This window comes from Streptosporangium sp. NBC_01755, from assembly GCF_035917995.1.
Lineage (GTDB): Bacteria > Actinomycetota > Actinomycetes > Streptosporangiales > Streptosporangiaceae > Streptosporangium.
The window spans coordinates 7009466-7022528 of the sequence record NZ_CP109131.1 but is presented as its reverse complement, the minus strand read 5'-3'; the positions used below and the strand labels follow the sequence as shown (position 1 = coordinate 7022528).

At 68.8% G+C, this 13063-nt stretch carries 12 protein-coding genes; 5 read left to right on the top strand and 7 right to left on the bottom strand.

All coding sequences use genetic code 11. The features are described 5' to 3' along the window. Positions 1-40: 40 nt before the first annotated feature. Both OG884_RS32360 and OG884_RS32355 read left to right on the top strand, forming a co-directional pair. Entirely contained in the window at positions 41-835 is a 795-nt protein-coding gene (locus OG884_RS32360) for a serine/threonine-protein kinase (protein WP_326639216.1), read from the top strand. A 262-nt stretch (positions 836-1097) separates the two neighbouring features. Beyond that, a complete protein-coding gene (locus OG884_RS32355) occupies positions 1098-1937 on the top strand; it encodes a serine/threonine-protein kinase (RefSeq protein WP_326639214.1) in 840 nt (279 codons plus the stop codon). A 165-nt stretch (positions 1938-2102) separates the two neighbouring features. On the opposite strand, the gene dop is transcribed toward OG884_RS32355, so the two are convergent. From dop to OG884_RS32335, 4 genes are all read right to left on the bottom strand, one after another. After that, a complete protein-coding gene (dop, locus tag OG884_RS32350; RefSeq protein WP_326639212.1) occupies positions 2103-3617 on the bottom strand; it encodes a depupylase/deamidase Dop in 1515 nt (504 codons plus the stop codon). Between the two features lie 87 nt (positions 3618-3704). Continuing rightward, positions 3705-4862 (bottom strand): acyltransferase family protein, encoded by a 1158-nt coding sequence (locus OG884_RS32345; RefSeq protein WP_326639210.1) that lies wholly within the window; start codon positions 4860-4862, stop codon positions 3705-3707. Between the two features lie 191 nt (positions 4863-5053). Further along, positions 5054-6817 (bottom strand): proteasome ATPase, encoded by a 1764-nt coding sequence (gene arc, locus OG884_RS32340; protein WP_326639208.1) that lies wholly within the window; start codon positions 6815-6817, stop codon positions 5054-5056. Between the two features lie 206 nt (positions 6818-7023). Next, complete coding sequence (locus OG884_RS32335; RefSeq protein ID WP_326639206.1) at positions 7024-7893, bottom strand: tRNA (adenine-N1)-methyltransferase; 870 nt, start codon at positions 7891-7893, stop codon at positions 7024-7026. A 174-nt stretch (positions 7894-8067) separates the two neighbouring features. Between OG884_RS32335 and OG884_RS32330 the strand changes: the two genes are divergently transcribed. Continuing rightward, positions 8068-9195, top strand: a complete 1128-nt coding sequence (locus OG884_RS32330; RefSeq protein WP_326639204.1) for a GNAT family N-acetyltransferase — start codon at positions 8068-8070, stop codon at positions 9193-9195. Here OG884_RS32330 and OG884_RS32325 read toward each other — a convergent pair. Both OG884_RS32325 and OG884_RS32320 read right to left on the bottom strand, forming a co-directional pair. Further along, positions 9170-9520, bottom strand: coding sequence for a hypothetical protein (locus OG884_RS32325; protein ID WP_326639202.1), 351 nt, complete (start codon positions 9518-9520; stop codon positions 9170-9172). The genes OG884_RS32330 and OG884_RS32325 overlap by 26 nt on opposite strands. Further along, on the bottom strand, positions 9469-9918 hold the full coding sequence (locus OG884_RS32320) for an aminotransferase class III-fold pyridoxal phosphate-dependent enzyme (RefSeq protein ID WP_326639201.1): 450 nt from the start codon (positions 9916-9918) through the stop codon (positions 9469-9471). Before OG884_RS32320 ends, OG884_RS32325 begins: the two co-directional genes overlap by 52 nt. Here OG884_RS32320 and OG884_RS32315 point away from each other — a divergent pair. Further along, entirely contained in the window at positions 9874-10008 is a 135-nt protein-coding gene (locus OG884_RS32315) for a TetR family transcriptional regulator C-terminal domain-containing protein (protein WP_326639199.1), read from the top strand. The two genes, OG884_RS32320 and OG884_RS32315, sit on opposite strands and share 45 nt — an antisense overlap. Positions 10009-10105: 97 nt before the next feature. Here OG884_RS32315 and OG884_RS32310 read toward each other — a convergent pair whose 3' ends face one another. Further along, complete coding sequence (locus tag OG884_RS32310; protein WP_326639197.1) at positions 10106-10894, bottom strand: serine/threonine-protein kinase; 789 nt, start codon at positions 10892-10894, stop codon at positions 10106-10108. 119 nt (positions 10895-11013) lie between these two features. Here OG884_RS32310 and OG884_RS32305 point away from each other — a divergent pair, with 119 nt between their 5' ends. Beyond that, positions 11014-13005 carry a cation:proton antiporter gene (locus OG884_RS32305; protein WP_326639194.1) on the top strand — a complete coding sequence of 664 codons (1992 nt, stop codon included), beginning with the start codon at positions 11014-11016 and terminating at the stop codon, positions 13003-13005. Positions 13006-13063: the final 58 nt, after the last annotated feature.

Sequence of the window (13063 nt, the reverse complement as noted above, 5' to 3'; positions counted from 1 at the left end):
CAGGTAGGCCTACCGGGCTGAAAACTGCGATCATTGAGGGGTGAGCACCATCATCGCGCGCAGGTACAAGCTCGTCTCCCGCGTCGGCCAGGGGGCGACCGGCGTCGTCTGGCGCGCATACGACCTGCTTCTGGAGCGAGAGGTGGCCCTCAAGGAGATACCCCTGCCACCTGGACCCGCCGCGGCCGAGCAGCGGCGGCGGGTGGTCCGGGAGGCGCGGATGGCGGCACGGCTGAGCCATCGCGGCATCGTGACGGTGCACAACCTGACCGAGGAGGCCGAGCGCCTCTGGATCGTCATGGAGTTCCTGGAGGCCCTCACGCTGCACGACACGCTCGTGCAGGCAGGCCCGCTCCCGGTCGACCTGGTGGCGGCGATGGGCTGCCGCCTGCTGGAGGCGCTGCGGCACGCGCACGACGGCGGAGTGATCCACCGCGACATCAAGCCGGCCAACATCATGCTGACCGGTGACCGGGTGGTGCTGGCCGACTTCGGGTTCGCGGCGCCGGAGGGTGCGGCGACGACCTCGACGCGGGGCACACCGGCTTTCATCGCGCCGGAGGCGCTGCAGGGCAGGGGCGGCACCCGCGAGGCGGACATGTGGTCGTTCGGCGCGACGCTTTACATGGCGGTGGAGGGTAGGACCCCGTTCCGCACGGTGAACTCGATGGCGGCGTTGGTGGCTGCGCTGCGAGAGCAGCCACGCGCGCCGAAGCGGGCGGGCGCTCTGGAGCCGGTGCTGCGGGGGTTGCTGCGCAAGGATCCACGGGCGCGACTGAGTGCCGAGCGGACGTCGAAGATGCTGGAGGACGTGCGCTGTTTCAGTGCGGCCTGACGCGTTTCCGGGCGTTTTTTCCAGCGTGTTCGCCGACTTCGGAGCAATTTTTCTGATCCCAGGGTAGGGATTTAAGGACGCGGAACAAAATTCCATCGTGTCTGTGCGACTGAATTGTTATCCACAATCACCATAAGTAACCACACGGTGCACCGTTCCAGGTGAAAATATGAATCAGCTGAGGGGCTCGGCTTCTATGTGCAACAGGTGATTCATGGGAACAGGTGCGGGAAGGGCACGTCCACTGGGTGATCGTTATCACTTGACCTCGCCGATCGGGCAGGACGGTATGGGCATCGTGTGGCGGGCCCATGACTCCCTGCTCAGGCGGAATGTGGCAATCAAGGAGATCCAGCCGCGGTTCGGCGAATACGGGGCGGACATGCGCGACGCGCGGCGGCGGGCCCTGCGCGAGGCTCGCTCGGCCGGGCGGCTGAACCACCCGGCGGTGATCTCCGTGCATGACCTGCTTGAGGAGGACGGGCGGCTCTGGATCGTCATGGAGCTGCTGGAGGCCCTCACGCTCAAGGAGACGGTACGGCACATGGGCCACCTGCCGCCCCACTGGGTGGCATGGATCGGCTTCCAGTTGCTGGGCGGGCTGCGCCACGCGCACGGGGCCGGCATCCTGCACCGGGACATCAACCCGCGCAGCATTCTGCTGACCGGCGACCGGGTGGTGCTGGCCGACTTCGGAATCGCGGCGCTGCACCGCGACGCGAGCACCTCCACGACCCTGCCGCTCACCCACACCCCCGCCTTCATCGCGCCGGAGCGGCTACAGGGCGGTTCACCGACCCCGGCCGGCGACCTGTGGTCGTTCGGGGCGAGTCTGTACTTCGCGCTGGAGGGCCGGCCGCCGCGCTCCGGTCACCGCGCGCCGACGTCCCGGAGCTCAGCCGCCGACCGGCCCACGGAGGGGATGGTACGGGCGGGAGCGCTGCGCCCTGTGCTGGAAGGGCTGCTCCAGCGCGACCCGGCGGCCCGTATCAGCACGGGTCAGGCCGGTCGCATGCTGTCGGCGGTCCTCCATGCGGAGGGTGTGGCCCTGGCCCCGCCGCGACTCCCCGCGGCCCGGCTGCCACCGGACGCCTACACGTAGCGCCTCGCGTGGCCTTTCACCAGGCGGGCGGGCCGTACGGCACCGTACCGGTCACCACCGGGCCGGACCGTCCGCCTGGAGTCGACGGGCCCGCTGCCGCCGTACGGGCGGTCCGGATCGAGGGGGAGGCCGCCACGGCGGACGCCTCCCCCTCGGGGAGCGTCGCTACTCGCCGGTCAGCGCCGTCACCAGCTCCGCGGCGGTACGGCAGCGGTCGAACAGCTCACCCACATGGGCCTTGGTACCGCGCAGCGGCTCAAGGGTGGGAACACGCTGCAACGACTCGCGGCCGGGGATGTCGAAGATGACCGAGTCCCAGGAGGCGGCGGCCACCGACTCGCTGTACTGGCTCAGGCATCGTCCGCGGAAGTAGGCGCGGGTGTCGTTGGGCGGCACCTCGACGGCCCTCTGCACCTCTTCCTCGGTGACCAGGCGCTGCATGCGGCCCCGGGCGACCAGCCGGTTGTAGAGCCCCCGGTCGGGGCGGATGTCGGAGTACTGAAGGTCGACGAGCTGCAGGCGCGGGTGCGACCAGGGAAGGCCGTCGCGGGTGCGATAGCCCTCCAGGAGCTCCAGCTTGGCCACCCAGTCAAGCTCCCCGGACAGCTGCATCGGGTCTTCCGCCAGGCGGGTGAGAACCGACTCCCAGCGCTCCAGAACGTCCTTGGTGGGCTCGTCCAGGCCGTTGACGCTGCGTTCCTCGGCATATTTGCGCGCGAGTTCCAGGTATTCCATCTGGAGCTGCACCGCCGTCAGCTTGCGGCCGTCGCGCATGGAGATCTCGTACTTGAGCGTCGGGTCATGCGACACCGCGCGTAGTGCCTGGACGGGGTTGTCCACGGCGAGGTCACGGGTGAAGTAGCCGTCCTCGATCATGGCCAGGACCAGCGCGGTGGACCCCAGCTTCAGATAGGTCGAGATCTCCGACATGTTGGCGTCGCCGATGATGACGTGCAGGCGGCGGTACTTCTCCGGGTCGGCGTGGGGCTCGTCCCGGGTGTTGATGATCGGCCGCTTGAGCGTCGTCTCCAGGCCCACCTCGACCTCGAAGAAGTCGGCCCGCTGGCTGATCTGGAAACCCTCACCTCGGGAGTCCTGGCCGATGCCGACCTTGCCCGCGCCGGTGACCACCTGCCGGGAGACGAAGAACGGCGTCAGATGCCTGACGATGTCGGCGAACGAGGTCGCCCGGCGCATGAGGTAGTTCTCGTGGCAGCCGTAGGAGGCGCCCTTGTTGTCGGTGTTGTTCTTGTAAAGCTGGATCGGGGCGTTGGCCGGCATCGCCGAGGCGCGAACCGCCGCGTCGTGCATCACCCGCTCGCCCGCCTTGTCCCAGATAACCGCCGCCCGAGGGTTGGTGCACTCGGGAGTGGAGTATTCGGGGTGGGCATGGTCCACGTACAACCGGGCCCCGTTGGTGAGGATCACGTTCGCCAGGCCGAGGTCCTCGTCGGTCAGCTGGCTCTGGTCGGCCACCTCCCGCGCGAGGTCGAACCCTCGCGCGTCGCGCAACGGGTTCTCCTCCTCGAAGTCCCACCGCGCGCGCCGCGCTCTGGCCGCCGAGGCCGCCAGATAGGCGTTCACGACCTGAGAGGAGGTCACCATCGCGTTGGCCCCCGGCTGTCCGGGCACGGAGATGCCGTATTCGGTCTCGATGCCCATCACCCGCCGTACCGTCATGCGCACCCTCTGTTCATCAGGGACTGTTTCTCTTCGAGGTATCTATTCCCGACCCTAGACCCTTCACTATGCCCGGTGGTCGGACAGTTATGGCACCGAAGCCTTTTCGCCCGTTGCGAGGGGGATCGAGGAGAGCGCGGGGGGCTGTGCCGGCGGCGCCGGTACGGCCTTCCCTTGCCTCCTCGACTTGACGAACTCCTGAAGAGGGCGCTCGGCCACCCGGTACACCAGGTAGGAGAACGCCATCGCGGCCAGCACCGTGACCAGGGCGGTCAGCGGCGGCGGCAGCGTGTCCCGCAGGGCCGGGACGATCAGGACGGCGGCCGTGGTGTGGAAGAGATAGAGCGGGTAGGTGAGCGCGCCCAGGACGACCAGGCCACGCCGGCGCAGCCACCGTAGCCATCCGAGCGCCACCATCGCCATGAGCAGGTAGAAGCCGACCACCGTGGCGACGACGGCCCACTCGGGCACGGGCATCGCGGCGTAGCCGACCTTCTCGATACGCCCGGCCACCCGGTCGAGCGCCGAGCTGACGGCCAGGCCGCCACTGATCCCGGCCAGACACCACAGCACGAGTCTGGGGCCGAACCTGGTCATCAGGAAGAACGCCATGCCACCGACGAAGTACGCCGCGTACTTGGGCATGACCACGAGTTCGACCCACGCCTCCTCGCTTCCGGCAAAGAAACCGGCCGCCAGCAACCAGACTCCCATGAAGGCCAGGCAGCGGTTGAGCGTCACCCCGGTGATCACCAGGATCGAGATCAGCACGTAGAAGCGGAGCTCCACCCAGAGCGACCAGTAGACGCCGTTGGCGTCGTAGACGCCGAAGGCCCGCTGGAGCATGGTGAGGTTGACGCCGTACTCACCGAGGCTGAGTTTGGGGTCCAGGGCCGTGGCCGCGGTCAGCCCGTAGACCGCGGCGGTGACGGCCACGCTGACCCAGTAGGCGGGAAAGAGCCGCACCAGCCTGGAGAGGGCGAACGCCCCCAGGCCCCGGCCCCAGATGCTCATCAGGATCACGAAGCCACTGATCATGAAGAACAGCTCGACACCGAGGATGCCGAGCCCGGAGATCGTGGAGATGGCCGGGAACAGCTCGGCCGGACGGTCGCCCCACACCGAGGCGAAGGCGATGAAGTAGTGGAAGGCGAGCACCGCCATGGCGGCGGCGAAGCGCAGGAGGTCGAGTTCGGCGAGGCGGCCGCTTCCCCGAAGCGCCTCGCGAGACCTCGTGCCGGTCACCTGACGGCCGGGCCGGAATGTTCACGCACGCCACTTGGACGGCGTTTCGATCATTCGGGTTCCCTGTGACGGCTGTTGATTTCCGGTCACTTTCGTGACGGGTGTGACCGGGGATACGAGTGGCGACGGGTTTGCGCGGACGGCGCGGCCCCCACGAGGAGGGCCGCGCCGCCGGTCGGCACGTGCCGCCGTTACAGGTACTGACCGGTGTTGGCCACCGTGTCGATGGAACGCCCGGCCTCGGTGCCCTGCTTGCCCGTCACGAGGGTGCGGATGTAGACGATCCGCTCGCCCTTCTTGCCGGAGATGCGGGCCCAGTCGTCGGGGTTGGTGGTGTTGGGCAGGTCCTCGTTCTCGGAGAACTCGTCCACGCAGGCCGCCAGCAGGTGCTGGATCCGCAGGCCCTTCTGCCCGGTCTCCAGGAACTGCTTGATCGCCATCTTCTTACCGCGGTCGACGATGTTCTGGATCATCGCACCGGAGTTGAAGTCCTTGAAGTACAGGACCTCCTTGTCCCCGTTGGCGTAGGTCACCTCAAGGAAGCGGTTCTCCTCGCTCTCGGTGTACATCCGCTCGACGACCCGCTGGATCATCCCGAATATGGTCTCCTGGCGGTTGCCGCCGTGCTCGGAGAGATCCTCGGAGTGGAGTGGGAGCTCCGCTATGAGGTACTTCGAGAAGATGTCCTTGGCCGCCTCCGCGTCCGGCCGCTCGATCTTGATCTTGACGTCCAGGCGGCCGGGCCGCAGGATCGCCGGGTCGATCATGTCCTCACGGTTGGAGGCGCCGATCACGATGACGTTCTCCAGGCCCTCGACACCGTCGATCTCCGACAGGAGCTGGGGAACGATGGTGTTCTCGACGTCGGAGGAGACGCCCGAACCTCGGGTCCGGAAGATCGAGTCCATCTCGTCGAAGAACACGATCACCGGGGTGCCCTCGGAGGCCTTCTCGCGAGCCCGCTGGAAGACCAGGCGGATGTGCCGCTCGGTCTCGCCGACGTACTTGTTGAGCAGCTCGGGACCCTTGATGTTGAGGAAGAAGCTCTTGCCGGACTGGCCGGTCTTCTCCGCGACCTGCTTGGCCAGGGAGTTGGCGACGGCCTTGGCGATGAGTGTCTTGCCGCAGCCGGGCGGCCCGTAGAGCAGGACGCCCTTGGGCGGGCGGAGCTTGTGCTCACGGAAGAGGTCGGCGTGCAGGTACGGGAGCTCGATGGCGTCCCGGATCTGCTCGATCTGCCGCATCAACCCGCCGATCTCCTCGTAGGAGATGTCGGGCACCTCCTCCAGGACGAGCTCCTCGACCTCGGACTTGGGAATGCGCTCGTAGACGTAGCCCGAACGGGGTTCGAGCAGTAGGGAGTCGCCTGCCCGGATCGGCTGGCCCACCAGCGACTCGGCGAGCTTCACCACCCGCTCCTCGTCGGCATGCGAGATCACCAACGCGCGCTGGCCGTCCTCAAGGAGCTCCTTGAGCATCACGATCTCGCCGAGCTCCTCGAAGCCGAGGGCCTCGACCACGTTGAGCGCCTCGTTGAGCATGACCTCCTGGCCACGCTTAAGCGAGTCGACATCCACCGCCGGACTGACGTTCACTCTGAGTTTGCGGCCACCGGTGAAAACCTCCACCGTGCCGTCTTCTCTGGTTTCGAGGAACACGCCGAACCCGGATGGCGGCTGCGCCAACCGGTCTACCTCCTCCTTCAAGGCGACGATCTGGTCTCTGGCCTCCTTGAGGGTGGCCACCAGACGCTCGTTCTGGCCGGTTACGGCCGCGAGGTTCGCCTGCACGTCATGGAGACGCTCTTCAAGGATCCTGGCCTGCCGGGGAGACTCCGTCAGCTTCCGACGCAACACGGTGATCTCCTCCTGCAGGAAGGAGACCTGTGTTGTGAGGTCAGCGACCTCCCGTTCGCGCTGCGCGGCTCGAGCCTCAGCGTCGTCGCGAGCTGCCACGGCGTCACCTCCTTCCCAGTCGAGACCGAACTACTCGAAACCCTACCCATCTAAGGGCTGTCCCTTACCTGGCTGAGCAGTGTTCGTATAACTACATTAAGTGCGTGATGATTAATCCCTTTTGATGCTTTTAGTACTAGAAGCATAAGAACACGAAGGTCAACCCCCGTGTCACTCCCTCACGGACCGTCGTGTCCGAATCGTCATCATGTGGCGGAAGACGTGGACTCCTCACCCTGTGCCCCCTTCGCCGGGCGCCTACGTCGAGGTGGTGGTGTCACCCCGTCGGCCATGCGGCGGGCCGTGACCAGAAAGCCGGTGTGACCGACCATCCTGTGGTCGGGCCGTACCGCGAGCCCCTCGACATGCCAGTCACGAACCAGGGTCTCCCACGCATGGGGCTCGGTGAAACTCCCGTGCTCCCTGAGAGTTTCGACCGTACGCGACAGCTGGGTCGTGGTCGCGACATAACAGCAGATCACACCGCCAGGGGTGAGAGCCTTGGACGCGGCGTCGACACATTCCCACGGGGCGAGCATGTCGAGGATGATCCGGTCGACGTCGCTCTCGTCGAGGTCCGCGACGAAGTCGCCGACCACCAGGCGCCACTGCGGCATCGGGCCGCCGTAGAACCTCTCCACGTTCTTGGTGGCGATCTCGGCGAAGTCCTGGCGCCGTTCGTAGGAGGTGACGGTGCCCTCGGAGCCCACCGCGCGCAGCAGAAAGCAGGTGAGCGCGCCGGAACCGACCCCCGCCTCCACCACCCGGGCACCCGGGAAGATGTCGGCCATGGCCACGATCTGCGCCGAGTCCTTGGGATAGATGACCGCCGCGCCGCGCGGCATGGAGAGCGTGTAGTCCTGGAGCAGGTGCCTGAACGCCAGATACTGGGTGCCGCCGGACGAACGCACCACCGAGCCCTCGGGCCGGCCGATCAGCTCACTGTGCGGGATCCCTCCCTTGTGCGTGTGGAACACGCCGTCTTCCTTCAGCGTCACCGTATGACGCTTGTTCTTGGGGTCGGTGAGCTGAACCTGATCCCCGGCCTGAAACGGCCCATGCCTGCGAAAACCCATGACCGCAAGGTTAACGGCGCGCGACCACGGCCGGTCCCGCCTCGGGCCGGGGCCGATGGTCGGCCGGAAGAGAACGGACGCGGTTCTCTAGATCAAACAGACCGGGACGATCCGCAAAATAGTTCGCCGTACTACGAAGGAACTGGTAGCTGTTGTCATGTGTTTCCCCAAGATGTGATTCCGGCAGGTCCCGTCGTCCTGAGGCCGCTCGCCCCCACGGACGCCGAGGCGATCGTCCGCGCCTGCGCCGACCCGGAGATCGTCCGGTTCCTCCCCCGCGTGCCCGTGCCCTACACCCGAGACGACGCGCTCCGGTACCTGGAGATGGCCGAGGAGGATTGGAGGAGCGGGGGAGCCGCGTTCGCGATCGCGGACGCTGTGACGGGCGAGTGGCTGGGCAACATCGGCCTCAAGCCCTCCCGTCTGCGGAGCACCAACGAGATCGGCTACCTGGTCGCGCCGTGGGCGCGGGGCCGGGGGGTGGCCACGGCCGCCGCCGCCGCGCTGGCCGGGTGGGGCTTCACCCACGGGGTCGAACGCGTCGAACTGCTCGCCGACGTGGAGAACCTGGCCAGCCAGTGTGTCGCCCTGGCCGCCGGTTTCCGGCACGAGGGCGTGCGGCGCGGAGCCGAACAGCATCGTGGCGGCACCCGCCGCGACCTGGTCTCCTTCGCACGCCTGCGCGGCGACTCCGGCGAGCGCGTGACACCGTTCCTGCCGGGCTTCCCCGGCGACTCGCTGACCGACGGGATCGTGCGGCTCAGGACGCTCACCCCCGCCGACGCCGCCGACTACCTGGCGCTGCAGAACCTGCCCGACGTCGTGAGATACAGCGTCCCGCCCGAGCCGCACAGCGCCGAGCAGGTCGAGGAGCGGTGCCGCACGGCGGGCGCGAACCGGCTGGCCGGCAGGGGGGTCGAGGCGGTGATCATGGACGCCGCGACGGGCGCGTTCGCCGGGGAGATCCAGCTCTCCAACCTGATCCCGCCGCTGGGGCAGGCCATGACGGGCTACAGCCTGCTACCGGCGTTCCGCGGCAGGGGCTTCACCACCAGGGCGGTGAACCTGCTGGTCGATTGGGCCTTCGAGCACACCCCCCTGAGCCGGATCATCGCGGGCACCTCCCCCGCCAACGTCGCCTCGCAGCGCGTGCTGGAGCGCGCGGGCTTCACCCGCGAGGCGCTGCTGCGCGGACTGCTGCCCGGCCCCGACGGCACCCGCCTGGACGACCTGCAGTGGTACCGGCTGCGGGACGCCCCCCTCGCTAGCCGCGCGTTCAGTCGGCGCCGAAGTGGGCCCTGAGCCTGGCGTAGGCCGCGTCGGTGCCCTGCAGCACCCGGTCGATGTCGGCGTCGGTGTGGGCCGCGGACAGGAACCAGTTGTGCCACGGATGGAGGTAGACCCCCTCCCGCAGGCAGGCCGCCGCCCAGAACATGCTCTTGTCCAGCGTCGCGTCCCCCTCGAAGGAGAGCCACGGGATCTGCACCGGGCCGGTCTGGTTGACCGCGAAGCCATGGGAGGCGGCCTGGGCGGCGAGGCCATCGCGCAGGCGGGTGCCCGCGCGCTCCATCAGGGCTATGCCGTCGATGTCGCGCAGCGTCTCGATGGTGGCCTTGGCCGCGGCCATCGGAGCGGCGTTGAACCAGAAGGAACCTGTGGAGTAGAGCGTCTGGGCGGGCCCCGCAGGGCGTCCACACCGGTGACGGCGGCGATCGGGTGGCCGTTGGCCATGGCCTTGCTGAAGGCGTACAGGTCGGGGCGCACACCCAGGGGCTCCCAGGAGCCGCCCAGGTCGATCCGCCAGCCCCCGCGCACGTCGTCGATCACCAGCGCGGCGCCGATCCGGTCGGCCAGCGCCCGCACCCCCCTGGCGAACTCCGCGGCGACGAGTTCCTGGTCCTCGAACGAGTCATGCTTGAACGGCGTCACGATGATCGCGGCGACGTCGCACTCCGCCTGCGCCGCGGCGGCCTCGACGCCGTGACCGAGCGGCTGCTCGCCCTGGTCGACGGGCTGAGTGCGCACCGCCTGCTCTACCCCGACAGGCTCGGCACCGCACGCCTGGAGCGGGTGCTCAACGCGGAACTGGACCGCCTGCGCCCCACCGGCACATAAGTGCCCGGCCCACCCCGTGCCCGCTCGGGCGCCCCACTCGGCTCCCGTACACCCCGGGAGCCGACGCCACGGTCCCGCGCGGCACGCGGGCGGAGGTTCAGGCCAGCAGGGCGTAGAGCCGGTCGGCCACCCCTCGCGCGGTGGGCCGCTTGGCCACGTCGCCAAGGCATGCCTGGACGAGATCCGACAGCTCGGGCTCCAACCCGGGATCGATCGACGGCGACGTGCTGTACACCTTTCGAAGGGTCAGCAGCGGGTCGTGGGTGGGCAGCCTCCCGTAGAGCCCGACACCGCTCACCGCCCAGTGCAGCGTCGCGCCCAGCGACCACACGTCGCCCGCGGGCGTGGGTGTCTCCCCCTGCAGCAGCGTGGGGTCGGTGAACTCCACCGAACCGATGTCTCCCATCCCGGTCACCGTCGCGCCCGGCGTCAGCACCTGCGAAAGGCCCAGGTCGGAGAGCTTGCCCCCGTCGTCTGCGAGCAGCACGTTGCCGGGGCGGATGTCGCGATGGACGATGCCCTCCTCGTGCAGTGCCTGCGCCGCATGGGAGACGCAGGCGATCGAGCGCAGCACCTGCTCCCGCGACGGCCGCGCCGCAGGACGCGCCAGCGAGCCGTCCGGCAGATATTCCATCGAGTAGTAGAACACCCCGCCCTGCTGGCCGGCGTCGTAGAGCCGCACCAGGTACGGAGAGCGCACCGCGGCGAACGCCTTCAACTCTCTCGTGGCGCGGCGGAAGGCGTCGCTCCCCGTGCCCCCCACCACCTTCACCGCTACCAGATCCGCCTCGACGGGTAACCGCTCGGGCCTTTTCGCCAAATAGAACTCACCGTGATTACCCGCCCCCAGCGACCGGATGAACTCATAGTCGGCGATGCCCTCCACAACGATCTCCCTCCATGCCTGCGCAACGTTCGCGACGACATCCCACACACGGTAACGTCGCCTTCGCCATTCTCGGGGCTTTTCTTGGCATACGGAAAGCGTGCTCGCAATTGCTGCAGATGGATCTGCTCCTACTCGACCTCGTCATCGTCCTCGCGGCCGCGCGGCTTTTCGGAGCGCTGGCCAGATGGCTCGGCCAGCCACCGGTCATCGGCGAGATCGTGGCCGGCATCCTGCTGGGCCCCACCCTGCTGGGCCCCCTGATCGGTGACAAGCTGTTCGGCCCCGAGATGCGGCCCCCGCTGCAGGCCCTGGCCAACGTCGGCCTGGTGCTGTTCATGTTCGTCGTCGGCCTGGAACTGGACCAGAAGCTGGTCAGGGGCAAGGGCCGGATCGCGGTGACCGTGGCACTCGGCTCGACCGTGGTGCCGTTCGTGCTGGGCTGCGTGCTCGCGCTGGCCATCGCGGACGAGCACGTGGGAGGCGACAAGACCCTGCCGTTCGTGCTGTTCATGGGCGCGGCGATGGCCGCCACCGCGTTCCCGGTGCTGGCACGGATCCTCACCGACCGGGGAATGCAGCGGATCACGCTCGGCGGTCTTGCCCTGGCCTCGGCGGCCGTCATCGACGTGCTCGCCTGGACCGTCCTGGCGGTGGTGGTGGGCATCGCGGGGGCGGGAGAGTCCGAAGGGCAGTGGAAGGTCCTGCTCGCCCTGCCGTACGCACTGGTGATGTTCCTGGTCGTCAAGCCCCTGCTGGCCCGGATGGTGCCCGCGTACGAGAAAGCCGGGCGGCTGACGCCCGGTCTGCTCTCCCTGGTGCTCCTCGGTCTGATCGGATCGGCCTGGGCCACCGAGTGGATGCACGTCCACTTCATCTTCGGGGCGTTCGTGTTCGGCACGGTGATGCCCCGCGAGGGGGCGGAACGGCTCAACCACGAGATCCTGGAACGGCTGGAACAGCTCGCCGTACTGCTGCTGTTGCCGATGTTCTTCGTCGTGGCGGGGCTCAACGTCAACCTGCGCGAGCTCGACCTGTCCAGCCTCGGCACGCTCTCCGCGATCCTGGTCGTCGCGATCGGCGGCAAGCTGCTCGGCTCCTACGCCGCCGCACGGACGCAGCGGCTGCCCGCCCGGCAGTCCTGGGCACTGGCCTCCCTGCTCAACACGCGAGGGCTCACCGAGATCGTCATCCTCACCGTCGGCCTGCAGAAGGGCGTGCTCGACGACGAGCTCTACTCGCTGATGGTGGTCATGGCCCTCGTCACGACCGCGATGACCGGCCCGCTGGTACGCAGGATCTACCCCGACAGGCGGGTGGCCCGCGACATCGCCGAAGCCGAACGTGCCGCCCTTGGCGTGACCGCCGCCCACCGGGTGCTGTTGATCGTCCCCGATCCCCCCGCCGAGCAGGTCCCGCTGGTCGGCCTGACCACCACCCTGGCCCTGTCCAGGTCGCCGTCCGAGGTGGTCCTGGGCCACCTGCGGCCCTACCCTGCGGGCCGCCTGGAGGTCGGCAGCGGCCTTTCCTCGGAGCTGGCCGAGCTGGCCGAGACCCTCCACGACCTGGAGGCGCTGGCCGGTACCGCCCGCGAGCGCGGCTCGGCCACCAGGGTGGTGAGCCGGTTCAGCGCGGATGTGGCGGGCGAGCTGCCCGAGCTGGCCTCCGGTGCCCGAGCCGACCTGCTGGTGCTGCCCGCCGACGTCCCCGGCCATGCCGCCGTGCGCGACGGCTCGGCCTGCCGCGTGGTGACCGTGTCGCTGCCCCTGCCTGAGCAGGCCGAGCCCGGCTCCGAGCCGGGAGCGGTCGCGGTGCGTTACGGCTCCGGTGACGACGCGGCCGCCCACGTGGCGCTCACCCTCGCGATGCTGTGGGACCGGCCGCTGGTCGTCACCGGCGGGAACCGGGCCTCCGCTCTGGCCCAGCGGCTGTCCAGACTCGAGGTGGCGGCCGAATCGGGCGCGATCCCCGAGGGCGCGCTGATCGTGGCCGCCGACACCGCGACCGCCCCGGAGGGCGCGCACCTGCTGGTCCGCACCGAGCAGGACCCCGACCCGGTCGACTGGGCCGAGGCCGTCGCCGCCCTGCGTGCCCCGATCCGGCAGCTGTGATCGCACACCGATCCGGCGCGCGAGCGCCACGGCGCCACGGAGAAAATCTCCGCGACCC